Source organism: Streptomyces sp. SID9727, assembly GCF_010550605.1.
Lineage (GTDB): Bacteria > Actinomycetota > Actinomycetes > Streptomycetales > Streptomycetaceae > Streptomyces.
Window position 1 is genome coordinate 1 of sequence record NZ_JAAGNI010000235.1, and the last position, 24,260, is coordinate 24,260.

At 69.2% G+C, this 24,260-nt stretch carries 21 protein-coding genes and 1 pseudogene; 8 read left to right on the plus strand and 14 right to left on the minus strand.

Annotated features, from left to right (window positions below; genetic code table 11):
• A pseudogene (locus G3I41_RS36405) lies at positions 1-203 on the plus strand (hypothetical protein); the annotation flags it as partial.
• A gap of 108 nt (positions 204-311) precedes the next feature.
• Here G3I41_RS36405 and G3I41_RS15220 read toward each other — a convergent pair.
• The 5 genes from G3I41_RS15220 to G3I41_RS15235 all read right to left on the minus strand — a co-directional run bounded on the left by G3I41_RS15220 (position 312) and on the right by G3I41_RS15235 (position 4,288).
• Positions 312-854 carry an SMI1/KNR4 family protein gene (locus G3I41_RS15220; protein ID WP_164400743.1) on the minus strand — a complete coding sequence of 181 codons (543 nt, stop codon included), beginning with the start codon at positions 852-854 and terminating at the stop codon, positions 312-314.
• Between the two features lie 163 nt (positions 855-1,017).
• Complete coding sequence (locus tag G3I41_RS37435) at positions 1,018-1,149, minus strand: hypothetical protein (RefSeq protein WP_275408415.1); 132 nt, start codon at positions 1,147-1,149, stop codon at positions 1,018-1,020.
• 106 nt (positions 1,150-1,255) lie between these two features.
• A complete protein-coding gene (locus G3I41_RS15225) occupies positions 1,256-2,053 on the minus strand; it encodes an SDR family NAD(P)-dependent oxidoreductase (protein ID WP_164400744.1) in 798 nt (265 codons plus the stop codon).
• Positions 2,054-3,198: 1,145 nt separating this feature from the next.
• Positions 3,199-3,351: a hypothetical protein gene (locus G3I41_RS15230; RefSeq protein ID WP_164400745.1), complete on the minus strand. Its 153-nt coding sequence runs from the start codon at positions 3,349-3,351 to the stop codon at positions 3,199-3,201.
• A 187-nt stretch (positions 3,352-3,538) separates the two neighbouring features.
• Positions 3,539-4,288 carry a lytic polysaccharide monooxygenase gene (locus tag G3I41_RS15235; RefSeq protein WP_164400746.1) on the minus strand — a complete coding sequence of 250 codons (750 nt, stop codon included), beginning with the start codon at positions 4,286-4,288 and terminating at the stop codon, positions 3,539-3,541.
• A 622-nt stretch (positions 4,289-4,910) separates the two neighbouring features.
• Here G3I41_RS15235 and G3I41_RS15240 point away from each other — a divergent pair.
• Entirely contained in the window at positions 4,911-5,048 is a 138-nt protein-coding gene (locus tag G3I41_RS15240; RefSeq protein ID WP_164400747.1) for a MerR family transcriptional regulator, read from the plus strand.
• An 81-nt stretch (positions 5,049-5,129) separates the two neighbouring features.
• Here G3I41_RS15240 and G3I41_RS15245 read toward each other — a convergent pair whose 3' ends face one another.
• The gene (locus tag G3I41_RS15245; RefSeq protein ID WP_164400759.1) at positions 5,130-6,320 is read right to left on the minus strand and encodes an MFS transporter; all 1,191 of its coding nucleotides are present in this window, start codon (positions 6,318-6,320) and stop codon (positions 5,130-5,132) included.
• 111 nt (positions 6,321-6,431) lie between these two features.
• Here G3I41_RS15245 and G3I41_RS15250 point away from each other — a divergent pair, with 111 nt between their 5' ends.
• Positions 6,432-6,890, plus strand: a complete 459-nt coding sequence (locus tag G3I41_RS15250) for a helix-turn-helix domain-containing protein (RefSeq protein WP_164400748.1) — start codon at positions 6,432-6,434, stop codon at positions 6,888-6,890.
• 115 nt (positions 6,891-7,005) lie between these two features.
• A complete protein-coding gene (locus G3I41_RS37440; protein WP_275408416.1) occupies positions 7,006-7,137 on the plus strand; it encodes a hypothetical protein in 132 nt (43 codons plus the stop codon).
• 505 nt (positions 7,138-7,642) lie between these two features.
• Here G3I41_RS37440 and G3I41_RS15255 read toward each other — a convergent pair.
• Together G3I41_RS15255 and G3I41_RS15260 are read right to left on the minus strand one after the other, a co-directional pair.
• A complete protein-coding gene (locus G3I41_RS15255; RefSeq protein ID WP_164400749.1) occupies positions 7,643-8,497 on the minus strand; it encodes a hypothetical protein in 855 nt (284 codons plus the stop codon).
• Positions 8,498-8,734: 237 nt separating this feature from the next.
• The gene (locus tag G3I41_RS15260) at positions 8,735-9,100 is read right to left on the minus strand and encodes a nuclear transport factor 2 family protein (protein WP_164400750.1); all 366 of its coding nucleotides are present in this window, start codon (positions 9,098-9,100) and stop codon (positions 8,735-8,737) included.
• A 98-nt stretch (positions 9,101-9,198) separates the two neighbouring features.
• Between G3I41_RS15260 and G3I41_RS15265 the strand changes: the two genes are divergently transcribed.
• Positions 9,199-10,140 (plus strand): LysR family transcriptional regulator, encoded by a 942-nt coding sequence (locus G3I41_RS15265; RefSeq protein ID WP_164400751.1) that lies wholly within the window; start codon positions 9,199-9,201, stop codon positions 10,138-10,140.
• A gap of 82 nt (positions 10,141-10,222) precedes the next feature.
• Positions 10,223-10,915 carry an SMI1/KNR4 family protein gene (locus tag G3I41_RS15270; protein ID WP_164400752.1) on the plus strand — a complete coding sequence of 231 codons (693 nt, stop codon included), beginning with the start codon at positions 10,223-10,225 and terminating at the stop codon, positions 10,913-10,915.
• Between the two features lie 956 nt (positions 10,916-11,871).
• On the opposite strand, the gene G3I41_RS15280 is transcribed toward G3I41_RS15270, so the two are convergent.
• The 3 genes from G3I41_RS15280 to G3I41_RS15290 form a co-directional block, all read right to left on the minus strand.
• A complete protein-coding gene (locus G3I41_RS15280; protein ID WP_164400753.1) occupies positions 11,872-13,818 on the minus strand; it encodes an alkyl sulfatase dimerization domain-containing protein in 1,947 nt (648 codons plus the stop codon).
• Between the two features lie 85 nt (positions 13,819-13,903).
• Complete coding sequence (locus G3I41_RS15285; protein WP_164400754.1) at positions 13,904-15,100, minus strand: acyl-CoA dehydrogenase; 1,197 nt, start codon at positions 15,098-15,100, stop codon at positions 13,904-13,906.
• 34 nt (positions 15,101-15,134) lie between these two features.
• Positions 15,135-16,730 carry an AMP-binding protein gene (locus G3I41_RS15290; RefSeq protein ID WP_239081646.1) on the minus strand — a complete coding sequence of 532 codons (1,596 nt, stop codon included), beginning with the start codon at positions 16,728-16,730 and terminating at the stop codon, positions 15,135-15,137.
• A gap of 118 nt (positions 16,731-16,848) precedes the next feature.
• Between G3I41_RS15290 and G3I41_RS15295 the strand changes: the two genes are divergently transcribed.
• On the plus strand, positions 16,849-17,445 hold the full coding sequence (locus G3I41_RS15295) for a TetR/AcrR family transcriptional regulator (protein WP_164400755.1): 597 nt from the start codon (positions 16,849-16,851) through the stop codon (positions 17,443-17,445).
• Positions 17,446-17,494: 49 nt separating this feature from the next.
• Here the strand turns inward: G3I41_RS15295 and G3I41_RS15300 are convergent, their stop codons facing one another.
• Positions 17,495-18,919 carry an MFS transporter gene (locus tag G3I41_RS15300; protein WP_164400756.1) on the minus strand — a complete coding sequence of 475 codons (1,425 nt, stop codon included), beginning with the start codon at positions 18,917-18,919 and terminating at the stop codon, positions 17,495-17,497.
• 292 nt (positions 18,920-19,211) lie between these two features.
• Between G3I41_RS15300 and G3I41_RS15305 the strand changes: the two genes are divergently transcribed.
• Positions 19,212-20,438, plus strand: a complete 1,227-nt coding sequence (locus G3I41_RS15305) for a serine hydrolase (protein WP_164400757.1) — start codon at positions 19,212-19,214, stop codon at positions 20,436-20,438.
• 70 nt (positions 20,439-20,508) lie between these two features.
• Here G3I41_RS15305 and G3I41_RS36410 read toward each other — a convergent pair whose 3' ends face one another.
• Entirely contained in the window at positions 20,509-20,676 is a 168-nt protein-coding gene (locus G3I41_RS36410; RefSeq protein WP_203601108.1) for a hypothetical protein, read from the minus strand.
• 49 nt (positions 20,677-20,725) lie between these two features.
• Complete coding sequence (locus G3I41_RS15310; RefSeq protein ID WP_164400758.1) at positions 20,726-23,278, minus strand: DEAD/DEAH box helicase; 2,553 nt, start codon at positions 23,276-23,278, stop codon at positions 20,726-20,728.
• Positions 23,279-24,260 lie beyond the last annotated feature (982 nt).

The window sequence follows — 24,260 nt, forward strand, 5'->3', positions numbered from 1 at the left end:
TCTGCCGAGGCCGACGCGATCTTCTGCCGAGGCCGACGCGATCTTCTGCCGAGGCCGACGCGATCTTCTGCCGAGGCCGACGCGATCTTCTGCCGAGGCCGACGCGATCCTCTGCCGAGGCCGACGCGGTCGCCGCGCACATGGTTCGAGCCGATGACCAGTGCTGGGACACGATCGCCACCGCCCTCGGGATCACCGAGTGAGACCCGAACCCGTCTCCACCGCTACGCACGCCTCCACTGACCGGGGCGGTTGCGCAACCGCGTGGCGTGGCGGTTCGGGCCGAACCCGGTCTGGCGGGTGCATCGCGTTCAGTCCCACCAGCCGTGGCCGGTGTGCCAGTGCCGGACCCATTCCTCGAAACCCCATGCCTGGTCGCCGGGCATGGGCGCGGCGCCGGCGTCGGTGATCATCCATACCTCGCCGCGGTGGGGGCCGGTGGTTACCAGGAGCCAGAAGGCCGGCCCCTCCTCGGACCCGAGGACGACCGATCCGTGGTTGAACGCCGCGGTGATCCGCGGGTCGCCGAGCCCGGTGCTCTCGTCGTCCTCCCACGGCCAGGCCGCTTCCAGGGGGAACGGCTTGCCTGGCTGCCGGGGGCCGACGCCGAGCCATGTGTCGGGGAGCCAGCCGAGAGGCTGGAGACCGCCGTCGTCGGCCGGGCCGACGGCGGACCCGTTGCTGATCTCGGCGATGAACGTCCTGTACGGCTCCGGGAGGATCACCGCGTTGTCCCGCTCCCAGTCCGATACGGCGCCCTGGCCGAGCGCCGGCTCACGCCACTCCGGAGGGAACACCGAGCGCAGGAAGTCGAGGGTGGCGTCGGCGGGGTGCGGATCACGTGTTTCTGTCACGGGGGCATGCTGGCACGAGGGACTGTGACAGCCCCTGGCGGGTGAGCTGCTTCCACGGAGTACCGGAACGCCTGGATCGGCATCCGACGGCCCAGGCGGGCATCGCCAGCCATTGGTCGGCCCCGCCTCTTCGACGACGGCCTGCCCGCCGCGCAGTGGTCTCTCACCACGCAGACGCGGCGGCCAGTGCGTAGCCCTCGGCGGTCATCGAGTTGCCGAGCCGCGTGCTCCCCGTCGTGAGGCGCAGCAGCGCGGCCCGGCCCCGCAGGCGGCGCGGTGACTGGTCGCGTGCCATGCGCCAGGTCCGCGAACCGAAGCGCGATGCCGGGGGCAGAGTCTTCGGCGCGCCCAGTACGGCGGGTGCGCCCGCTCCGCGAATCACGTTTGGTGAGCGACGATTGTCAGAGGGGCAGCATGGCTCGGCGTCCGGGCGCGGCCGAGGACTGCATGGTCATGCCGCCGTCTACGACCAGGAGTTGCCCGGTGAGGTAACGGGACTCGTCCGAGGCGAGGAAGACCATGGTGTGGGCGATGTCCTCGGGGGAGCCGAGGTAGGGCAGGGCGTTGCCCGCCTTGAGGCTGTCGATGACCTCTTGGGGAAGGTTGTTCTCCAGGGCGGGGGTCATCACGGCGCCGGGGGCGATCGCGTTGCAGCGGATGTTCTGTGGCCCGTACTGGGTGGCCACCGATTTCGTGATGCTGACGACGGCCGCCTTCACGGCGCCGTAGGAGGTCTGGAGGACGTCTCCGACGAGCGCGGCGACGGAGGCCGTGTTGATGATCGAGCCGCCGCCGGACTTGATCATGTGCGGTACAGCCAGCCGCGAGCCCACGAGTGTGCTGCGCATGTTGAGGCTGACGGCCCGGTCGAATTCGGCCATGTCCATGCGGAGCAGGTCCAGATCCAGGCGGGGATTGGTGCCGCCGACGTGGTTGCACATGATGTGCAGGAAGCCGTACTCCTCGACCGCGCTGTTGATCATGGCGGCGATGGAATCCTCTTCGAGGACGTTCACCGTCAGCGGCAAGGCGGTGCCGCCGGCCGCGGTGATGAGGCCGGCGGTCTCCCGGGCTGCTTCGGTGTCGTAGTCGGCGACTACGACACGGGCGCCCTGCTTGCTCATCAGCTCCGCCGCAGCGCGGCCGATGCCGCTTCCGGCTCCGGTGATGACGGCGACCTTGTCCTGCAGTCGGTTCATGGTGGTGCTCCTTGCTGGTGGGCTGCTGCCCGTGGGCTGTTCGTGGGGCCGGGGGAGCCGACGTCGCTCGCCGAGGTGGTCACCGCCGTCGGCGCGGATGCGGCTTTTGCCCTCGCCCGTCGCACTGCCGGACGTCGCTGGGGCTGCGCCCGGGCTCGCGGAAGCACGGGCACGGCGCGCAGCCGGCCGACCTCGGCCGGCGGGCTGAAGGGGCGGGTCGCGCCATGAGGCAGGCGAGCCCGGGTGCTCCCTCGGGTGGGTGCGTGCTCACGCAATGATCCATTCATCGTGCGGTGGAGAGGCGGAAAGCCGGCCCAGCAATATGCACAATACATGTTACATGTAGAGCGCATACGATGTGTATCGTGCGCGGCGAAGAGCGGTCGTTTCGCCTTGCCTCTGATCCGGCCGGACGGACTGCGAGGGGCGGCACGCGCGGCCGGTGATCGGGTTCCTGCCGCGTCACATCCGTGGAGGAGTCGGCCGGCCCTTGAGCACGGCGACCGCTGATCCGCCGACGCGGCGCATCCCGGCGTGGGCCGTGTTGTAGCGACGCTGCCACCGCCGGAGTCTTCGTCCGCGGATCGACACACCCGTACCTGCCGGCAGACGGCTGGTACGCCTGGTCGGCCCAGATGGTCAGGGCGGGCGGTAGCCAGTGCTTCGACGATCCCGGTGTGCGAGCGGCGGTCAGGCCGTGCGTGGCTCCGAAAGCACGGGTGAGGCTCGGCGTGGTTCGCCGTATGGGTCGGAGATGACCCGCACATTCATTCCGTGGCGTTTGAGAAGCAGTGCGGGCGATCCTGCGGGATCCGGTCGATCGGTGGGAGCGCGCCGTCCAGGATCAGGGCCGACTGCGGCGGGTTGGCCGCCGCAGTCGAACGGCATGATGGTGAAGTTGCCGATGACCTTCTGATAGGCGCCGGTGAGCGTTTCCGTCGTCGAGCAGTTGCGCCCGGGCTTGTTGCCGCTCCAACCGCCGATGGACGGGACGATGTCACCGTCGGCCAGTCAGCCGGATACCTCGGTGACGGGCCCGTCTGCGACCGCCGGGCTGACGCCCAGCACCGCGTACCGCTTCGCGGTCCGGGCGAAGGGCCGGGCGGGCAATGTGTCCCCCCCCGACTCCGCGGCCGTCACCGCGATCACCGACCGGTCGGCAGCCAGCGCCCGCCGACCGGCGTTTCGGACGAGACCGCCAACAGGGCCAGGATGTCTTCGCGGTACACGTAGTAACCGCTGACGCCGACGTTGTCGGAGGCCGCGTCCCAGGCGAGCAGGCGATGCCGAGTTCTCACGCTGTCCCCTGGGGGCGGTGCCCGGAGGGTGGGGGAGGTGCGGCAACGGCCGGCGCAGGCTCCTTCCGGGGGCTGCGCCGGCCGGGGGCGCGGGTGGGTCGGGCCGCTGCGGCGTCAGGGCCGTTGACGGGTCCTCACCCCCGGGACCGAGGCCGCGGGGGTGAGGGCCGCAGGGGATCCGGGCGGCTCAGCAGGCGCCGAGGTCCTCCCAGACGCCCCACTCGCCGGTGCTGCCGGGCTCCTCGCCGGTCACCCACCACTTGGCCCGCCAGTTGTGGTCCTTGTACGAGACGGTCTCGCCGCCGTTGTAGACGTTGCCGGCGCTCCAGGCCGCGGCCGTGCAGTCGCCGGGCTCCTCGCCGTTGCCGCCGTCGTCACCGCCGCCGCCATTGTCGCCGCCGTCACCGCCGCCGTCGTTGCCGCCGCCGATGTTCACGTCGATGCAGGCGTAGAACGCGTTGGCGGTGTCCGCGATGTTCCAGACGGCGAGCACCTTTTGCTTTCCGCTGAAGCCGCTGAAGTTCAGCTGGTGGCTGACCGTGGCGGCGGGGATGCGGCCGCCGTCATTGAACTGGGCGATCTTCTGGTCGCCGATGAAGTACTGCCAGTTGCTCGTGGCGTGGCGCGCCTCGATCGTCCACGTCAGGGTCTGCGTGGTGCCGACGGGGGTGACCTTCCAGCCCTTGCTGTCGTCGTTCAGGTCCGCCCAGCGGGAGTCGCCTCCGCTACACGTGCGCAGGCCCTTCGGCCCTTCGACGCTCGCGGGCTCGTATTTGATCTGACCGCACTGGACCACGCGGTTGGCGCACTGGTCCTGCCGGCTGGACGGTGTGACCACCCAGCCGTGGGCGCTCGCCGAGGGGGCGGGGAGGCTCAGGGCCACTGCGGGAGCGACCAGTGCGCCCAGGGCTGCGGCCCACGTCTTTTTCATGCGCATGACATTCAAATCCCTTCGTGCGTGCCGGGTCCGCCCAGGTGAACGTACGAGGTTGCCGACGTGGCAACGTCACATGCGAAGGTCTAGACCGACGCTTGCAGGTCTAGACCTTAGCGGAGGGAGGGGGCCCGTCAAGAGGGCGAGCGCCGCCATGAAGCCTCCGGGCGACCCTGGAACGGCCTTCTGTACCCGCGGAGTTGAGTCGTACGGTCAGCGAATCTCCGACTCAGGCCACCAGGCCCGCGACATCCCGCACGCCCCGATATTGCGGAGCAGGCTCGGATCCGGGAGAGGCCGGCTCGCGTCCGCCGTGAGACCGCCTCGGGAACACGGGCGGGATCGAACTCGACGGGCCCACGGCACCGCGTCTCGCAGTCGAGAAGGACGGGCGTCCCGGTTGGCAGCCTCCGGCCCGCTGAGGAGAACTCGGCGGCCGTTACCGCCACCGTGTTGGTCGAGACCGTACGAATCTCCGACCCGGCACGGCGGTTGCTCACGGGGGCCGGGAGCGAGGCCGCCGCTGCCCGGATCCTGCTGGAGCGTCTGCCCCCTCTGAACGCCCGCCACGACGAGCCGTCCCACCTCGCGTGTCTCACGGGTGTGAACGTCAAGGAGAATCCGGATGCGCGTCGGCGATCTGGCTCGCGAAACCGGCGTGAGCAAGAGGCTGCTGCGCCGCAACGAGGGGCAGGGGCTGTTCCGGCCGGCCCGTTCGGACACGGCTACCGCGACCACGCTGATCGAGACGCCGTCACGGTGAAGCGCATTCAGGCATCCGCGGCATCCCCCCAGCATCTGTCGCCGCGAAGCGCTCACGTGGCCCGGACACCGGCATGCGTCCTCAGGTCGGGCTGTGCGGGACACCACGAGGTGGCCGTGGGAGTACATCTCGTTGCGTGTCGGCGGCCGTGTGTCGATTGAGGGTCCAGACAAGGAGGGCGGAGAGGGCGAAGACGGCACCGAGAAGGCTGGATGCGGCCCACCCTGCAGCCGAGTACACCGCAGTGGTGCCGACTGCCCCGACGGCGGAGCCGAAGGAGTAGAAGAGCATGTAGCCGGCGATGGCGCTGCTCGTCCGATGTGGGTATCCGGACACGATCAGATGTTGATTGCTGACGTGCACTGCCTGCACAGCGAAGTCGAGAACGATCACGCCGACGATGACCAACCAGAGCGACCATGACGCTTGTCCGCTCGCCAGCCAGGAAGCGGCCAACAGTACGAGGGCGCCGCCTGTGATGACGCTTGCGTGGCCTGCGTCAGCCCTCTGTCCCGCTCGCTGGGCGCCCAGCGCCCCGGCGAGTCCCGCGATCCCGAAGAAGCCGATCTGGGCAGTGCTGAGATGCCATGGCTCGGCTGCGAGCGGCAGAGCCAGCCCACTCCACAGCGTGCCGAAGGAAGCGAACAGGAAGAACGCGATCAGTCCGCGTGAGAGGAAAAGGCGCTCGCGGAACATTCGGCACAGCGAGAGCATCACCGCTCCGTACGTGGCCTGGGTACCGCGAGGGTCGGAGGGGAGGAGCCTCAGTGCCAAGGGGGTGAGCGCGGCGAGGAGCACGGCGAACACCACGTAGATGGAGCGCCATCCCCCAAGGGCGGCGAGGCTGCCGGCGAGGACGCGCGCTCCGAGGATGCCGATCGTGACACCGGAGGTCACGGCTCCGAGTGTGCGGCCGCGTTCACCTGCTGTGGACAGGTCGGCGGCGAAAGCGACCGTGGTCTGAACGACGGCCGCGAACAGGCCGGCGAGGGCCAGTCCGGTGAGCAGGAGCCATATCCGGGCAGCGGCCGCAGTCAGACCCATGCCGAACGCAGCGAGGAGAAGATGCCCGGCGATGAGCTTGCGCCGGTCGAAGATGTTCCCCAGAGGGACGAGAAGGGCCAAGCCGGTCAAATAGCCGAGCTGCCCCGTGGTGACGATCCATCCCGTGTCGCTCTCCGGTAGGCCCAAGTCCTTACCGATCTGCACCAGTACAGGCTGTGCCACATAGATCTGCGCGACTGCGACCGCGCAGACCACAGAGAGGAACATCCTCCGACCGGTGGTGAGACCCACTGATACACCTCCAGAATGAGTTGCGAATTGCAACCAAAATGAACCTACGACAGAATGGTTTCGATGTGCAACCCTTCAGGAGGAGTGATGGTGAGCAGACCCCACGGTGCCGAGAAGCTGTCCTGGACCGACCCTGCCTGCCCCGTCGCACGCACCCTCGACCTGGTCGGAGATCGATGGAGCCTTCTGATCATTCGCGACGCGATGGACGGTGCTCGGGCATTCACCGACTTCCAGCAGCGCACCGGCATCGCGCGCAACATCCTCACCGACCGCCTGCGGCGCTTGACCGAACGAGGAATTCTTGAGCGGGAGACCGCTCCGACAGGGCGGCGACAGAACTACGTCCTCACAGCAGCGGGTCTGGACCTCTTCGCCGTCATCGTGGCTGCGCGCCAGTGGGGCGAACGACATGCCTTCGAGGCCGCTGAAACCCACTCAGTCCTCGTCGATGAAAGCGGTATCCCACTTCCGGAGTTGCGTCCTACGGACAGCCGCGGCAGGCCGGCGTATAGCCATACGACCTCTGTACGGCACGAGCGCTGACGGCAACAAGCAGTCGGCAACTGGCCGGGTGTGCTGTGGGCCGGTGGCGTAGTCAGCGGTTCCAGCACTTCTCCCGGCCGATGCCGAAGGGGCGCACTCATGGGCAAGCCCGTCCGTGGCGAGGACGTGGCCCTGGCCGTTCGTCAGGCACCACATCAACGCGCTCGGCCACTACTCGTTCCAGCTCCCCGACTTCCCCGGCGGGCTGCGCCGGCTACGGGACCCGCGCGTCGGCGAGGAGGAGTGACGGGCCCTGGTCCGAACGGCCGGCAGTCCAGCATGCGGGCCTGGCACAGCGCCCACGCACCCTTCAGCGCAGACCGGTCTCCGGCGTACGCACCCAACCGGGTAGGTGATCCTGGCCCTGGGCGAGACACGGGACACCAAGGCCGCCCGTCTGGAGGCATCCCTGCGGGTGTCCGACGAATCGGCCGACCTGCCAGGCGCCAACGCGTCCTACTGGACCTGCCTACGTCCGGCGCCGCCTGTCCGCCCTCCCTGTACGAATTCGTATCCCGAGCCGGAGGCGAAGGCCGACGACCAGATGGCCCCCCGACCGGTCAGGCCCGCATCGAGTGCCGCCAACAGGCCGACGCTCCCCGCTCTGCGGCCCCGCGCCGGGTATCACGGAAGCCGCCATCGCCGCCCGACCCGGCGGGCAGCGCGTTCAGCCCATACTGGCCTTCATCGCCCTGCTCGCCGTCAGTCTCAGCCGGCCGGTGCCCTGAGCGGGTGCCGGCTCGTGGTGCCGGTCAGCGGCCGCATCCGACGCGTTCCGTGGACAGCGTCAGGTCGTCCAGGCGCAGGTCGTATGAGTCCGGGGTGGGATTGCCCTGGTAGAGCTGCCAGCCGATGCGGACGGTGTCGAAGGCAGGGAGAGTGAAGTCCACCGGATTGCCTCCGTGCCGGGTGGTGGTGACGGTCATGTCGGGCTGGGGAGCGCCGTCGATCCACACCGCCACGCGGTTGTCCGAGGCGTCGACCTCCCATTCCAGGCACGTCCACTTCCCCGGTTCGGCCGGGGCGGACTCGCGCCAGTCGGTCCAGTCGCCCGTGGGGCCGCCGTCGGAGCCGATGCCCCACAGCTGCACCCCGTTGCCGACGGTTGGTACGTACTGGCCGCCGACCGGCCGGACCACGCTGCCGTCACCCCGGCCGGTGGCTTCCACCAGGGTGAAGTGGGCCCAGTCCGGAGCGGTGGGGAACTCGTCGACCTTCACCCGCATCCGGCCGAAGAAGCTGTTACTCGGGGCGGAGAACTCGTCTACCTCCAGGAACGCGTATCCGTTGCCCTCGGTGCGCACCCGGAGTACTTGGTCCGCGCCGCGCTTCCCGCCGTGTCCGCGGCCCCGCTCGCGTTCGACGGACAGTGCGCCGTTCCGGGTGTCCACGCCCCAGTGCAGGCTGGTGCCCGCGCCGAGCGGCAGCTCCTCGAAGTCCTCGCAGAACAGTAACGCCGGGTCGGGGGCACAGCCGCCAACCGGCCGACCGTCGTGTCGGTCGTGGGCCGGAGCGCCGCCGGTGGCGGTTACCACCGTGACGCCGGCCAGGGCGACGGCGACGAGCAGACGGGGCAGCCGCCGGACGGAGAGGAGGGGGTGGCGCATGCGAAGTTCTCCAATCGGGTGAGGTCGAAGGGATGGATGGGAGCGAATGAATGGGAGCGCTCCCATTAATCGTCCGGCACCCTACGGCAACCGCTGCCCCCGCACCAGACGATGGCCGATGGTGCGCCGGTACCACCCGAGGTGACTGAGGCGCCTTCGAGGCTTGCGATTGCCTCGCGGTATGGAGCCGAGCGTACGCGGATGCGAAACCCGGCCCCACTGCCGCGACCGCGGACGTCAGCGACCGGGCGGGACGAACTCCGGCTTGTCCAGCAGCCGCAGCCAGCTTCCGTCCGGCTGGCGCCTGACGACCTGCGCCCGCGCACCGGCCCCGTCCTTGGGCGGGGTCGAGGTGAGGGCGATGTCGCCGCTGACCAGCGTCGGCAGCGGCTGCTCCGGCTCGAAGCGGGGCTCGTTGGCCAGCACCTTCTCCCACAGCGCGCGGATCGCCTCGCGCCCGACCGTCTGCTCGCCGGGCGGGTAGGCCAGCACCGCGTCCTCCTCGTACAGTGCGGCGACCCCGGCCGCGTCACCGGCATTGGACCGTTCGACGAACAAGCGGGTGATGTCCTCGGGCCGCATGGCCTTCTCGTATTCCGGCATGGGTTCCTCCTCACGCGGGGTTTTGGCGCTTCCCAGCGTGATCGCCGACCGATCAGAAGTCCAACAGATGATTCTTCTGCAAACTAGAATCAGGAGCTATGGAAATGAGGCAACTGGAGTACTTCGTAGCGGTCGCCGAAGAGCAGAACTTCACCCGCGCCGCCGAGCGGTTGCACATCAGCCAGTCCGGCGTCAGCGCCCGGATTCGCCAACTGGAACGGGAACTGGGTGCCGAGCTGTTCGACCGGTCGTCCCGGACCGTCACGCTCACCGTCGCGGGGAAAGCGGCGCTCGAACACGCCCGCGCCGCGCTCGCAGCGGTCGATGCGATCGGCCGGTCGGTGGACGAGGTGACCGAGCTGGTTCGGGGCCGGCTCACTGTGGGAATGGTCGTCGGCTGCACGCTCACCCCGCTCTTCGAAGCCCTCGCGGACTTCCACGAGGCGCACCCCGGCGTGGAGATCTCCCTGCTGGAGGACAGCTCCGACCGGCTCACTGAAGGCGTACGCACCGGCACCGTAGACCTGGCGCTCATCGGCACCGCGACAGCCGCCCCCGACGGACTGCACGCGCTGACGATCATCAGCGAACGGCTCGTCGCGGCGGTCCCGCCGGGGCACCCTCTGGCCAGACAGCGGCGGGTCAGCCTGGGCGACCTGACTCCCTACCCCGTTGTGTGCATGCCGCCCGGCACCGGACTGCGCGCCGTGTTCGACCAGGCCTGCGCCGCACAGCAGTTCCACCCCTCGATCGCGATGCAGGCCGGTGCCGCGGACGCCATCGCGGATCTCGCCGCCCGCGGCCTCGGCGTAGCCGTCCTCAGTGAATCGATGGCCGCAGCCCACCGTTATCGCCTGACCGCCCGCACCATCGACGACGTCGACACACCGGCGCTGCTCGCCCTGATCTGGAAGAACCCGCGCAACCTGGCGGTACGCGAATTCCTCGCGCACAGCCGACGAGCCTTCGCGGGCTTTCCGGCGATGCGGGATCAGGAGACGGCCGGTGCGTCCGGTGAGGGTGTACAGCGCCTTCGGTGAGCGGGGAGGGGAAGTTGACCCGCCTCGGGAGAGTACGTCCGTCGGACCTGGGCGTGTCAGTGGCGGCGCATAGGGTCGCTGCATGGTTGATCAGAACTGGGCCGGGGTGCGGAAGCGGATCGTGGCGCTGAGCATGCTCCCGTCGAGCCAGAAGGTGTTCGGAACACTCGGTCATCGGTGGACGCTTGAGGATCCGCTTGGCGAGGACGAGATCGTCGAGTTGGAGGGCCAGATAGGCGTCCGGCTCCCCTCGGGGTACCGGGATTTCCTCGCGGTGGTCGCCGCCGGGGGCGCGGGGCCGTCCTATGGCGTCTTTCCCGTGCGACGCGTTCAGGGCCGCTGGCGCTGGGAAGGCGACGGCGCCGACCTGGCCGATCTGGCCAGGCTCGCGGAACCGTTCCCCGACGATGGCCCGGACCCGGAGGTTCTCGAACGACTGCTGGCCCACCGTCCCGAAGAGGAGGACTTCGAGGAGATCGAGGACTTCGACACTGCCATCGAGGCATGGGACGAACGATGGGAATCCGTCATGTTCGCTCCCGAACGCACCACAGGCGCCATCGTGATCTGCCACCACGGCTGTGCTCAGCGAGACTGGCTGATCCTCAGCGGCTCCCACCGCGGCACCATGTGGTCCGATCCGCGAGCGGACGACGGGGATCTTGAGCCTCTTATGGACGCCGAGGGCAAGCCCTTGACCTTCCGCGGCTGGTTCATGGGTTGGCTGGACAGGACCGAGCACGAAGTCCGGCAATCCTCCGTAGGCGGCTCCTGACTTACCCAGTCGGGCCGTGACACGACGCCCCCTGCCCGCCCGTGCCGCTCGTCCTCGACCCGGACGGCGTCCGAAAACACCAAGCGAATCATCCCGCGCCTGTCCGGTCCGACCCGTCGCCTGATGGTCGAGACCAAGGACGACGACGGCTTCTGCCGCTTCGGCCGGCGCGGCCCGCAGAACCTGTCCGACGCGATCGGCAACCCCCGCCGCCAGGCCGCCCTGGAACCCCACTGGGCCCAGCAGCGGACCCGCGAGCGGGCGGCCTGGGAACGCGAGCGCCAGGAGGCCCGAACTGCGGACAGCAGAGAGGGAAGCACAGCGCCCGGCGTATGCGCTGCGGGGCGAAGTTCACCGACGAACGCGGGAAGCCGACCCAGGCCACCGGCTGGGCACCCCGGTGGGGCGGGCACCCACGCCACCTTCTGTGACCGGTGCAAGCGGAGCGCTCTCGTCGCCGTGCGGCTGGCCCAGACACTACGCACGAGCTGTCGCAGGGCGAGGAGACCCTGGTCGCCGCCGCGGCTGCCGTCCGCCTGCTCACCGAATGGTCGGGGCGCTGGGGATCGCCCGCGCCGTACGCCACGTCGAGCCCGGGCTCTCCGACGAGATTCTGCAGACCGTCCGCAGTCACACCCTCGACTGATGCGACATGCGACATGCGACATGCGACATGCGACATGCGACATGCGGCTTTTGCGGGCCGCGGAGCGACGGTTGTCTCCGGCGGCACAGACCACGATTCGTACACCAAGCCTGCCAAGAGGCGTCGACCGGTTGCCCCACCGCTCAAGCGTCGCGGTGGGCTCGCAGCTGTCCGTGGTGCAGGTGGCGCGATCGAGTAGGCACGTCGGATCACCCGTGGCCCTCGGCCGCCGAGCGGCGGCCGAGGGCGGGACGGGCCCGGCCCGAGCCGCTGACCGCGCCCCTGAACGGTGTCTCGACAGGGCCGCCCCTCAAGGGGTGACGATCGCGAATGTCTTGTCCGGCTTGTCCAGTACCGACAGCAGCTGGGTGAGCAGGCTCGCGTCGCCCTTCATGGTGATGCCGTCCACCCCCTTGCCCGCCAGCATGCGCAGGAGCTGGGCCTTGGTCATCGTCATGGTGAGGCCCACGTCGGCGGACGGCTGGGTGCAGGTGGTCCGGGTGAGGAGTCCGTTCGCGAGGCGGAGGCGCCGGCGGTCGTCGCCGATGTGCCAGTCGATCGTGAGATCGAGGTTCCATGCCTTCGGCCCGTTCACGCGGACGGCGAGCCCATCGATGAGCTGATCGGCCGTCAGAGCCTGGTGCATGTCGGGGCCTGTGGTGGCGCTGGCGCCGGAGATGACGCCGTGGGTCAGTTCCCGCGCGCCCGTGAGATAGAAGTTCCGCCAGACCGCGTTCTCGACGGTGTGCCCCAGGCGGGTGTAGAGGGCCGCCAGATCGCGCCGTGTCCGCTTGTCCTTCGGGTCGTCGAACACGGCGTGATTCAGCAGGGTGACGGCGAAGCGGACGTCACCGCGTTCCGCGTAGTGACGGGCTCGCGCGCGGACCGCGGCCTGCCCGCCCAGGGTTTCCACCCAGCGGCGGGCCTCCTCGACCGGGGGGTGCTCCCACAGGTGCGCGGGGTTGCCGTCGAACCAGCCCATGTAGCGCTGGTAGACGGCCTTGACGTTGTGGCTGAGGGAGCCGTAGTAGCCGCGGTTGGCCCACACGCCCTCGAGTTGGGGCGGTAGCTGGAATGTCTCGGCGATCTCGGTGCCGGTCAGCCCCTGGTTCATCTGCCTGACCGTCTGGTCGTGGACATAGCCGTAGAGGTCCCGCTGGTGCGTGAGCAGCTCGACGATGTCGTCGTTGCCCCAGGTGGGCCAGTGGTGGGAGGCGAAGGCGACGTCGGCCGCGCCGGCGTAGAGGCCGATCGATTCGGTGAGGTAGCCGGCCCAGGCGTGCGCGTCGCGTACCTGGGCGCCGCGCAGGGTCACGATGTTGTGCATGGTGTGGGTGGCGTTCTCCGCCATGCAGACGGCGCGAAGATCGGGGAAGAGGAAGTTCATCTCCTCCTGGCACTCGGTTCCGGGAGTCATCTGGAAGCGGATCCGGACTCCGTCGAGCGTCATCTCCTCACCCGTGGCACCGACGGAGTGGGTGGGAGGGATGAGACCGACCGTGCCCAACGAGACGGTCAGACCGAGACCGCACCCGACCTGGGACGTGACGCCGGAGGGCAGTCCGGCGCCGTACATGTACGAAGAGCGGCGGGACATGGCGGGACCGGCATAGACGTTCTCGCTGACGGCGTGCTCCATGAACCCGCTGGGCGCCACGACGGGGACGTCCCCGGGGCCGTCCGGGAGCACGCCCCTGCAGCCGCCGAAGTGGTCGACGTGCGGATGGGTGTAGATCATCGCGCGGACGGGACGTTCGCCTCGGTGGTCGCGGTAGAGGCGCAGGGCCGCGGCGGCCGTCTCGGCGGAGATCAGCGGGTCGATGACGATGACGCCCGTGTCGCCCTCGACGATCGTCATATTGGACAGGTCCAGGCCTCTGACCTGGTAGATGCGGTCGGCGACCCGGTAGAGGCCCTGGTGTGACAGGAGCCGGGCCTGCCGCCACAGGCTGGGGTCCACGGTGTCGGGAACCCGGTCACCGGCCTTGTCGAGGAAACCGTACCTCTCCGGATCCCAGGCGGTCGTGCCGTCCGCGGTGGTGATCGGGCCGCCCGTGAACGCGGCGACGAATCCACGGTGCGCGTCGTCGAAGTCAGTGGTGTCGTCGTAGGGGAGGCCGTCCGTACGCGTCGGCGTCGGGGTCCCGTGCGTGCGGTGACCTGAAGCGGCCTGCGCGGTGACGGGGTTGAGCGAGACGGCTGCGGCGGCGGCGCCCGCCGTGGCGGCGGCGAAGCCGCGCCTGTTCATCGGTGTCATGGGTGAAAGACCTTTCCCGGGCGTCCGAGGCGGTACGACCGGAAGTGCGAACGAGGGGCGGGCACCTTCTCCGCTGCGGCAGGTGTCAGTGGTGCAGGGCCAGCAGCTTGGCGATGCCGTTGCGCTGGATCTCCGACGTGCCGGTCAGCACGCGGAACATCCGGATCTTGCGGAACAGGAATTCGATCTCGTTGCCCTGCGTGAGCCCTTCCTTGCCATGGATCTGCACCGCCTCGTCGAGGATGCGGAAGGCGGACTCGGCCACGAAGAGCTTGCACATGAACGCCTCGGTGTGGACCTCGCGGCCCTCGTCGAGGGCCGCGAGCGCCGCGTAGGTCATGGAACGTGCGGCGTACAGGCCGGTCGCCATGTCGGCGACCCGGTGCTGGATGGCCTGGAGCATGAGGAGCGGCTGACCTCCCGCGACCATGCGGGTCCGGGCCCGGTTCAGCGTCAGGTCCAGAGCGCGCCGGGTGGCGCCGAGGACACTGGGGCAGTGCAGCAGCCGGTTCGTGGTGACCCTGCCGAGCGCGATGCGCATCCCGTTGCCCTCCTCACCGAGCAGGTTGGCGGCCGGTACCCAGCAGTCGTCCAGGATGATGTCGCTCTCGATGTGCTCGCCGGACATCGGCGTCGCGCCGTCCTCGACACGGCAGCCGGGGCTGTCGAGGTCCACCAGGAAGGCCGAGAACCGGGGCTTTTCGTCCGGCAGTTCACCGGTGCCCGCCATGCGGGCGACGACGATCGCGAAGTCGGCGAACGGGCCGGCGGAGGAGAAGACCTTGTGGCCGGACAGGCGGTAGCCCTCGCCGTCCCGGGTCGCGACCGTGCGCATGGAGCGGACGTCGGACCCGGCGTCGGTCTCCGTGAGGGAGAAGCAGCACGCCCGCTCGCCGCGGATCAGCGGCAGCAGGTAGGTGTCCAACTGGTGCCGGGTGGCGTACTTGAGGATGTCGCCCGCGCGCAGGGGGCCGCCCATGTCGCCCAGCACGCAGTGCGACAAAACGCGTCCGCTGGCGCCGAGCTCCTCCTTCAGGGCGGCGAGCTGGGTGTACGTGAGGTTCTGCCCGCCGTACTCCTCGGGCAGGTGGATGCCGTAGAAGCCGAGTTCACGGCTGCGGCGCCAGACCGGTTCGAGATCGGCGCGGGTCAGACGGCCCGTCGGGGTGATGCCGCGCTCGCGTTCGTAGTCGGCGAGTTCGCCGTCGAGGTAGCCGCGCAGGCGCTCGACGAGTTCGGCCGTGCGCGGGTCGTCATAAACGGGACGCAGGGAGAAGGTCATGGGGGCTCCTGGGAGAACGGGCTTGCTATGACGGTCAGTTGACGCGGCGGGAGGCGTTCGCCCAGTACGGTTCGCGCACGGCCTTGCGGTCGAGCTTTCCGTTGCGGTTGTGGGGGAGCTCGGCCACGAAGTCGACGGCCCGGGGCTTCTTGAAGCGGTCGAGGCGGTCGGCGCAGAACGCGATCAGATCGTCGGCGGTCACGCCCGTGTCACCGGGGCTCTGGACGACGACGGCCCTGACCGCCTCGCCCCATGTGTCGTCCGGCACGCCGACGACGCAGGCTTCCTGGACGGCGGGGTGCTCGTAGAGGGCGGCCTCGACCTCGGTGCAGTAGATGTTGAAACCGCCCGAGATGATCATGTCCTTCTTGCGGTCTACGAGGAAGAGATAGCCGTCCTCCCGCATCCAGGCGAGGTCACCGGTGTGCACCCAGCCCTCGCGGAACGTCTCCGCCGACAGCTCGGGCTCCTTCCAGTACTCGCGCACACAGTCCGGGCCGCGCACGATGACTTCCCCCATCTCGCGCGGGCCGAGCTCACGGCCCTCCTCGTCGACGACACGCACTTCGGTGTCGTAGGAGGCCCGCCCGCACGACTGGAGCAACTCGTGGTCCTCCTCGACGGCGTGGGCGATTTCTCCGGCGCTGAGGCCGGCCACGACACTGGTGGTCTCCCCGAGTCCGTATCCCTGGGCGACGACGGGCCCGAAGAGCTTCACCGCGTCACGCAGGCGCTGCGGCGAGATGGGCGCGCCGCCGATCCGCACGCTCGTCAGGGAGGACAGATCGCGGTGTCCGGCAGAGGGGTGGGCGAGCACCATGTTCACCATGGCGGGGACGAGGAAGGTGGCGGTGATGTGCTCCTTCTCGACCGTCTCCAGAAAGCTCTCAGGGGTCCAAGTGGGGAGGACGTACGTCGTGGAACCGCCGAACACACCCGCCAGCAGGCCCATTCCGGTGGCGTGGGTGATGGGCCCGCAGGCGAGGTAGCGCGTGCCGGGCCGTGGCCGTGATTCGTCGGACATGAGCAGCTTGCGCATGTTCGCGAGCCGGTTGCCGACGGTCTGCACTGCGGCTTTCAGCGCTCCGGTGGAGCCTGAGGTGAAGTTCAGGACACAGGGTTCGTTCTCGTCCACGTCCACCCGGAAAGGGGCGGCGTCGCCCTCGGCGAGCAGAGTGGAGTAGGGGACGGCCGGCGCTCCGTTCGGAACGCCCCCCTCCGGCTCCTCGTCGAGCGGTACGGGCAGGCAGTCGTTGCCGGCCGCGGCGATCGCGGCGAGGGCGTCCTCGCGGTGCGCCGCGTCGTAGACCAGGGCGCGTACGGGGGCGTAGCGCAGGATGTGCGCGATCTCGCTCCGCCCGAGGCGCGCGTTGACCGGTGCGCGGGTCAATCCTGCCTTGTACAGGGCGAACTCGGTCTCCACCAGTTCCCCGCGGTTCCATGCGAGGGAGGCCACCACATCGCCGGGGCGTAGACCGCGCGCGGCGAGGGCGGAGGCGAGGCGGTTGGCCGAGGACTCCAGCTCGGCGAAGGACCAGGAACGCTCTCCGCACACGAGGGCGGGGGCCTCGGGCCAGTAGCGAGCGCTGCGTGAGAGATAGGTGCCGAGGTTCATGAAGCCGTACTCCAAGAGACAGAAGATGCACAGTCAATTCATTTACAGACAGCTTGTTCAGTAAAGTAAGAAGTGTCAAGAGTCTTCTAGACTGGGCGCGCTCGCAGCGTCACGATCGAGGAAAGGTGGCTTCGTGGCCGAGGACAGACGGACGAGGCGGTCGCGCCGCGCCCTGGGGACTGCCCTGGTGGAGCTGGTGCTGGAACGCGGTTTCACCGCGCTGACCGTCGAGGACATCACCGAGCGGGCGGACGTGGCCCGCGCGACCTTCTATGCACACTGCCGCGACAAGGAGGACCTGTTTGCCCGGGTGACGGCGGACCTCCTGGCCGGGCTCGCCACACGGCTGGAGCCCATCGTCGCCGACAGTGCGGTCGGCTTCACCGGCAGGCCGGTCCTGGAGATGCTGCGGCACGCCCGCGAGGAGCGCGACCAGTACCGGATCGTGCTGCGGGGCGAGGGCGACGGCAAGCCGCTGCAGATGTTCATGGATGCCCTTGCCCGGGCGACGGCCGAGGAGTTCCGTGCCCGAGCGGAACGCAACGCCGTACAGCCGCGCATCGACCCCGAGCTGCTGGCCCGCGTCTGGGTGGGGGAGCAGATCGCGGTACTGCGCTGGTGGGTGGAACAGGACGTCCCGTCACTGCCCGACGAGGAGGTCGTCCGGATGCTGCTCAACCTCGCGCTGCACGGCCGGTACTGGGCCAGCGGTTTCACCAGCCCGGCCTGAGCCCCGGGCGGCCGCGAGACTCCGGTACCTCGCGGCCGCCCGGGAGCGCTCATCCCACCCTCAGCCGCCGTGCGTCCTGCTCCGGCCGGATGGCGAACAGGGCGGCCGCGGCGCAGCCGAGCATGACGGCGGCGGACAGCAGGTATGCCTGGGTGTATCCGGCGCTCCGCGAGGCGGCGGAGTCCAGCATGTGCCCGGTCAGATACGGGGAGACCAGCCCCGGCAGAGTTCCGGCCGCGGCGACGACACCGAACACGGCGCCGCGCTGGATCGCGGGGACCACGGCCGAAACGGTCATGTAGTGCAGTGGGAAGACGATGGCGTGGCCGCCGAACGCCACGGCGAGCAGCGCGAGATGGGCCCCTCGGCCGTCTACGAACGGGAGGGCGGCCATGGCCAGCCCTGCGAAGGCCACGGCGACGCCCTGCGGGACCGCCGTCGACCAGCGGCTCGAGCGACCCCGGCGGCGGAGGAAGTCCACCAGTACGGGTACGGAGAGCAGCAGCACGAGGCTGAATGCGGAGATGGCGCTGATGACCGTTGCGGCTTTCCCCGGTGTCATGCTGAGTTGCGTGCGCAGGTAGGCGGGGAGCCAGGCATGGCTCAACGCCAGCGCCCAGGACGCCCCGAAGGCGGCGGCGATCGATCCGAGCACCGTGCCGTTGAGCAGGAGTCGCCGGTAGGGCAGCCGCTCCGGGGCGAGCGGGGTTTCAGGGGCCGGGGCGCCGTCAGTTCGATGTCCGCCCGCGCCGGGTGCGGCCGGGGCCGCGGAGGCCGGAGCGCCGACGGTCCGATGTCCGCCCGGTGCGGCCCCGCCGCCGTGTGGCCCGTCGTGCCCCACCCGCCACCAGATCAGGCTCCACAGCGCACTCGCCACCGCGAGGACCACGAACGCCGAGCGCCAGCCGAAGCGTGTGATCAGCCAGGTGACCACCGGGGCCGCGATCAGCGTGCCCAGAGCGGCCCCGCTGATCTGCAGGGCCGACGGCAGACCGCGGCGGTCCGCCGGGAACCACTTGTACAGCGCGTGCATCGACATCGACGCCGCCGGCCCTTCGGCGGCCCCGAGCAGTACGCGCCCGGCCACCAGTGCGGGCACCGACGCCACGACGAGCACCGGCAGTTGGGCCACCGCCCACAAGGCGGCCATGGCGAAGAGCAGGACCCGGCTGGAGAGTCGGGCCGAGGCGAAACCGACGATCAGCCCCGAGAGGCTGAACAGCAACGAGAACGAGCTGGAAATCATCCCGTACGTGCTGTTGCTGATCCCGAGCTCATCCATGATCGGTACGGCGGCGAGCCCCAGCACGGACTTGTCCGCGTAGTTGATGAGCATGAAGGACACGATCATCGCGGCGATCAGCCAGGCGTGCCGTCGGTCGAACGCGGGACGCGGTGGTGTCCCCTCGGCATCGACATCGGCGGGGCCGCCGGCGGTGTCGAGAGGAGGAGCGGACGAGGGTGGTTCGACCATGAGGCACACTCCGGCGGCTCGGGAGGAAGGGGTGCGGAGGAGACGGGGACGGAGGTTGGACCGGAGCTCGCGTCGTCCGCGGTGGGATGCGGGACAGTCGCGCTCAAGTTGCTGAACTGACTGTCTGATATTGATCGCTTCATTTGGGAACGTAGCTTCCGGTCGCCCGCGCGTCAACGAGTTCGTCCGACCGTAAGTGACCTCTGTCCCCGAAACTGAACCATGTGTACGGTAACGATGAGCCTGTTTGGGCGATCTCGCCGGCTCTTGCTGCAGACGGACGGAGTGACACATGACCGAGACGGCCCCGCTGAGTGACCTTTTGTGGGCGCGCGGTTACACGGACCCAGCCTGGATCCGCCGATTCACGGCTTCTGGCCGCGAGCTCTCACCGAGCCGCAGGGTCTGGCGAGGCTCCGGCCGGCCCCGGGACCTGCACGGAAGGTCCACCGCTCCCGGCCTCGCCGCGCACGCGCTCGACAGGCTGCCCCTCGAACTGAACAGCGGTGGCGCGCTCACGCTGCCCGACCTGTTCGCCGCCGCGCAGACCGACGCCTTCCTCGTCCTGCATCGCGGCTCCGTCGTGTACGAGAGGTATCTGCATGGCACCGAAGGGCACACCCCGCACTTCAACGCCTCAGCGGCGAAGTCCTACATCGGTCTCGTCGCGGCGGTCCTGGCCCACCAGGGGCACCTGGACCGCACCGCCCAGGCGTCCTCCTACGTCCCCGAGCTCGCGGGAACGGCCTTCGGCGAGGCCCGGATCGAGGACCTGCTGCACATGGGCACCCAGGTCTCCTACGGAGGCCGGAGCTTCGACAAGGCCATCGAGGCGCAGCGGTACTTCGCCGTGCTGTCCCCCCGGCTGCGCCCCTTCGACTACTACGGACCGGCCACCATTCGCGAACACCTCCGCACGGCCCGCGCCGCGGGTGCGCCCGGAACCGGCTTCTGCTACGAGAACGGCAACGTCGAGGCCCTCGCCGAAGTCCTCCGCCGGGTCACCGGTACGAGCATTTCGGCCCTGGTCGGCGAACTCCTCTGGTCCCGGATCGGAGCGGAGGAGGACGCCTACTACATCCTCGACGGCGACGGCGTCGAAGCGGCGAGCGGGGGCTTCAGCGCCACAGCACGCGACGTCGCCCGCCTCGGCGAGATGCTGCGCTGCGGCGGAGCGGTCGGTGACCGGCAGGTGGTGCCCGAGGCCGTGGCCACCACCATCGTCAGCGGCGTCCCCGACGGCTACCCGCGCCGCGTGCGTTTCCCCGGCGCGCCCCCGACCTCACCGGCCACGCTGTCGTACCACGACCTGTGGTGGATCCCGAACGACCCCTACGGCTCGTACATGGCCAGCGGAATCCACGGCCAGCGGCTGTTCGTCTCACCGGGACTCGACCTCGTCGTCGTCCACTTCGGTTCCCAGGTGATCTCCTCCGCCGTGCCGGTCGTCCCGTTCGTCCAGGCATTTCTGCAAATCGGCGCGCACCTCAACGCGGGGGCACAGCCCGCGATCAGGTGAAGCCCGGCGCGGCTCCGGTGGCCGGGCACCGCCCCGGGCCTTCCGGGCTCGCTTCGACCGACCTTGTGTGTCAATGATTTCCCGTCCACCCGGCGGTCCTCGTCGGCGAGCCGGTCCGCCGGCCCTCGGCCTGAGCCCGACTCACGAGCTCGTCGATCAGCCGGTCGCGCTTGGCCACCGGCACCACGGCCTCAGACGGCTCGATGGGTGTGCCCTCGGTCACGTTATCGCTGGTCATCGCTGTGACCTTCCATGATCGGGAGTTACACCGGACGTTTAACAGTCCCTCATGTCCATCGCATGCCGATGGTGGAGAGCAGCTCGACGCGTTCTGGGGACAGTGATGCGGCTCTGCTGCGTTGGTTGCTGACCCATGCCCCGAGCAGGAGCTCCCGCTGCTCCTGGCAGGCGTCGCCTAGGACGACGGTCTCGATGTGCTGTCTCGGAACGGTCAGATGTCCTTCGCGCTGGTAGAACTGTTTGGCGGCCTGGTAGTTCATGGCCCACTTCTGGGCCTGACTCGTACGCGGTTGCGGCCTGTCCTCTTCGGAGGCTGGGGTGATGCCGAGGATGTGTTCGCACAGCCATTGCTGCACGCGGCTCAGTTTGTCGAATTCCAGCCGCTGCGCCCGTACCCACCGTCCGAGGTCCTCGCCCTGGCGCATGACGTCGCCCGCCTCGGTGGGCAGCGCCTCGCCTGCGTCGAGGTGCGTCCTCACCAGGTGGAAGCACCGCTGCCATGTCACCGGCCAGGCCGGGCACCACGATGGATCGATCTCCTCCAGCTGCTCACGCCGCTCGTTTGTCAGCGCCCCGGCCGAGGACTGGACCGGCAGCCCCTCGGTTCGCCGCTGCTCGTTCGCGGCCGCCCTGCGGGCCGCGGCCCGCGCGTTCTTCAGCCAGATCCCCACCCGGTAGCCCTGGAACACGGCGTCGGTGGGGGCCAGGAGGTGACCGGCCTCGGCAGCCCACCCGCGCGCCGCCCCGAGTCCTTCTTCCCAGGCGACGTCGTAGTGGGACCAGACCATGCCGAGTCTCTCCAGCTGGGCGACGCGATCCTCGTCCATGTCGCCGCGGGCATAGAAGCGCCGGGCGTCGGCGGTCCACTGCCCGAGAGGGAATGCGGCGAGCGAGGCCGGCCACATCTCGACCTCTTCGCCCTGCCCTGCCTCGACCTCGCTGCCGTCGTTGGTGTCGGTGGTAGGTACGCGGTAGGTGAAGGGCACTTTCAGGTCGCCGTGAAGCCGGTGGTAGGTGCTGGCGGCCTCGATACCGCGTCGCCAGTGTTCGTTCTCCGGGTCGAGGACGCGCAGGTTGATGAACGCGGCCAAGTGTGCTGGGTCGCGGGGGGTGGAGAACTTCAGCAGTTCCCGCGCTGGCACCGACGGAACGTTCGTCTCGCCCTCCCCGGCCTTGCCCATCTCGTCCTCCTGGCCCTGTACGGGCTTGTAGGCGCTGGGTGCCTGCTGCTCGGCAAGCCGCTCCACGATCCGGGCGTCGTGCGCCCTGAGCGCTTCCAGGAGCTTCGCGAGCCCGCCGTATGCCCGGCTGGTGAGCATGTTGTCGACCGTCTCGTCTGGTCCGAGGAACACCGGCACCACGAGCGACGCCACCTTGCCCTCGCCGGGCTCCATTCGCAGTGCCCTGCCCACCGCCTGAACGAGGTCGGGCATCGACCCGCGGACATCCGCGAAGTACACAGAGTCGCAGTTGCGGGTGTCGACGCCCTCACCCAGGACCCTCACGGACCCCAGAAAACTCTTTTCCATGACGGTGCCGTCGGTGGCGATCCCGGCCGCGAACTCGTTCAGCACGCGCTGCCGCTCCAGTGGCTTGTGCTCTCCGCACAGCCAGTCGGCCCAGATCGTCCTCGGGTACAACTCCGGATCCGCGGTGTGCAGTTTCTCGGCGATGTCGGGGAGGCTGGCCGCGAAGGCCTCGGCCTCGCGGACCATGTGGTGAAAGGACAGCGTGCGGCGGAAGCCTTCCTTTGCGGACGCCTTCACCAGGGCGGTCTGGAGGGCGGCGAGTCGGGCTCCGCGGATGTCGTCCGCCCGGCCCTCGACGCCGAGGAGTTGGGCGGCCTGGAGCTGGGTGTCGGTGATGTCGACGCAGACGACCTGGTACGGGGCACAGATGCCCCTGTCTACCGCCTCCGAGAGGGTCAGTGTGTACGCCCTGCTGCCGAATGGCCCGTCCGGGGCGTCGTCCATGCTCGCGACCATCTCGGCCGATGCCGAACGGTCGGCGTCTTCTTCGAGCCGCCACAGGCGGGGTGTGGCGGTCATGTAGAGGCGGCGCAGGGCGGGGATGCGGGTGTTGTCGTGGACGACGGCCCACGGCTTCCCGATTCGCCCCGAAACGCGGTGAGCCTCGTCCACGACGATCAGTGACCAGCCAGGTAGGCCCGCGGCGTGCGCGCGTTCCAGTGTGCTCAGGCCGAGCGAGGCATACGTGGCGAGTACGGTGATTCTGTCGAACGGCCGCACCCACTCGACGAGTTCCTGCACGTCCGTGGTGTTCGGGAAGGAGGCGTTCTCGTCCCGCAGGGACGAGACCCCGATCATCGGGCCGGTCCGGCCGGCTTCCCGCCACGCGGCCTCGGTCTGGACGAGCAGGTCCAGCGAAGGGACCAGTACGAGCACGCGGCCGGCGCGGAGCTTCTCCGCGCTGCGGGCCGCGACCCGGGTCTTCCCGGACCCGGTCGCCATAATCACCTGCGCCCGGAGCCCTCTCTCGGGCACGAGCGCGCGTGAGGGCAGTTCGAGAGCACGAACAACCGCCTCAACAGCCTCCTGCTGCGCCGCCTCACGCGGGTCAGTGCGGCGTCTGCTGGACATCTCGCCTGCCTTCTCCGAATGACGGTTTCCCGTGGTCGCTCCAAGCGGCGGAGAGCAGTTCACTTGCACCGGGAGGAGGCATGAGGCCTGAGGATGGACGGACACGACCGGCTGGCTGCTCTGCTTGAGTACTCGCGGAGTCGTTGCGACAACTCCGAGTCTCTCCTGGAACGATCAGCGCTGGGGTCTTCTGAGTCCATAGTTTATCTCTATTCATGAAATGAAGCACACGGCGCGTGCTGGATTCAGCCGGCATATGCCCACGTGCCCCTGGTCCTTCCGTTCGGCCAGTTCGTGCGGTGGCTGCGGATGGGCGGCCGGGGGGAGGGGTGCTCGGGGCGGCAGGGGGAACGCGACTTCCGATGGGGAGGCAGCTATGAGACAGCATTCTGATTCTTACAGCCCGCCTGAGTGGTCCAGGCCGGGTCGGCGGTGGGCTCGGTGGGTTTACTGGCCGATGTTGGGCATTAGTGCGGGATGGTTCGTATGGAGGGTGAGTGACGGCGCCGGCACTGGTCAGGTCGTGGTGGCTGGGGCTCATGTCCTTGTATGGGTTTGCCTTCTGATTGCCAATCGATCTGCATGCCATCGGCGATCCGCACGTGATCGGAGCCATTCTGCTCACTGAGAGCCGGACTGGGGCATGACCTGGAGGCGAAGCCGGAAGGGCCCGCGGTGGGGAGCCGAAGCGGGCGGGTCAGATGGGAGCGAGGCGGAATTCTGAGGGCGGTAGGGAAGTAGCAGCCCGTTATGGTGTGGGATGCGGTATTCGTGTCCCACGCTCCTCCAACCCGGGGTTACCGGGCCGGGGCGTGATCACGGCCCGGCACGTACACCACGGAGTCGCCACCCCACCCCTGTAGCCAGCCAGGCCCGCGGCAGCGGGCCCTTTTTCTGGCCATGGAGGCGAAGCCGGAAGGGCCGGGGGTGGAGCGAAGCGGAACCCCCTGATGGGCTGCCACGAAGTGGCAGCCCATCAGGG

What these genes read in the sequence shown, in the direction of transcription:
- G3I41_RS15260 (WP_164400750.1), bottom strand. Translation starts at nt 9,100, where the DNA reads ATGCCGGAATACGAGAAGGCCATGCGGCCCGAGGACATCACCCGCTTG.
- G3I41_RS37435 (WP_275408415.1), bottom strand. Translation starts at nt 1,149, where the DNA reads ATGGCACGCGACCAGTCACCGCGCCGCCTGCGGGGCCGGGCCGCGCTG.
- G3I41_RS15300 (WP_164400756.1), bottom strand. Translation starts at nt 18,919, where the DNA reads ATGGTCGAACCACCCTCGTCCGCTCCTCCTCTCGACACCGCCGGCGGC.
- G3I41_RS15280 (WP_164400753.1), bottom strand. Translation starts at nt 13,818, where the DNA reads ATGACACCGATGAACAGGCGCGGCTTCGCCGCCGCCACGGCGGGCGCC.
- G3I41_RS15250 (WP_164400748.1), top strand. Translation starts at nt 6,432, where the DNA reads ATGGTGAGCAGACCCCACGGTGCCGAGAAGCTGTCCTGGACCGACCCT.
- G3I41_RS15240 (WP_164400747.1), top strand. Translation starts at nt 4,911, where the DNA reads ATGCGCGTCGGCGATCTGGCTCGCGAAACCGGCGTGAGCAAGAGGCTG.
- G3I41_RS15225 (WP_164400744.1), bottom strand. Translation starts at nt 2,053, where the DNA reads ATGAACCGACTGCAGGACAAGGTCGCCGTCATCACCGGAGCCGGAAGC.
- G3I41_RS15265 (WP_164400751.1), top strand. Translation starts at nt 9,199, where the DNA reads ATGGAAATGAGGCAACTGGAGTACTTCGTAGCGGTCGCCGAAGAGCAG.
- G3I41_RS15310 (WP_164400758.1), bottom strand. Translation starts at nt 23,278, where the DNA reads ATGTCCAGCAGACGCCGCACTGACCCGCGTGAGGCGGCGCAGCAGGAG.
- G3I41_RS15270 (WP_164400752.1), top strand. Translation starts at nt 10,223, where the DNA reads ATGGTTGATCAGAACTGGGCCGGGGTGCGGAAGCGGATCGTGGCGCTG.
- G3I41_RS36410 (WP_203601108.1), bottom strand. Translation starts at nt 20,676, where the DNA reads ATGACCAGCGATAACGTGACCGAGGGCACACCCATCGAGCCGTCTGAG.
- G3I41_RS15245 (WP_164400759.1), bottom strand. Translation starts at nt 6,320, where the DNA reads ATGTTCCTCTCTGTGGTCTGCGCGGTCGCAGTCGCGCAGATCTATGTG.
- G3I41_RS15285 (WP_164400754.1), bottom strand. Translation starts at nt 15,100, where the DNA reads ATGACCTTCTCCCTGCGTCCCGTTTATGACGACCCGCGCACGGCCGAA.
- G3I41_RS15305 (WP_164400757.1), top strand. Translation starts at nt 19,212, where the DNA reads ATGACCGAGACGGCCCCGCTGAGTGACCTTTTGTGGGCGCGCGGTTAC.
- G3I41_RS15255 (WP_164400749.1), bottom strand. Translation starts at nt 8,497, where the DNA reads ATGCGCCACCCCCTCCTCTCCGTCCGGCGGCTGCCCCGTCTGCTCGTC.
- G3I41_RS15235 (WP_164400746.1), bottom strand. Translation starts at nt 4,288, where the DNA reads ATGCGCATGAAAAAGACGTGGGCCGCAGCCCTGGGCGCACTGGTCGCT.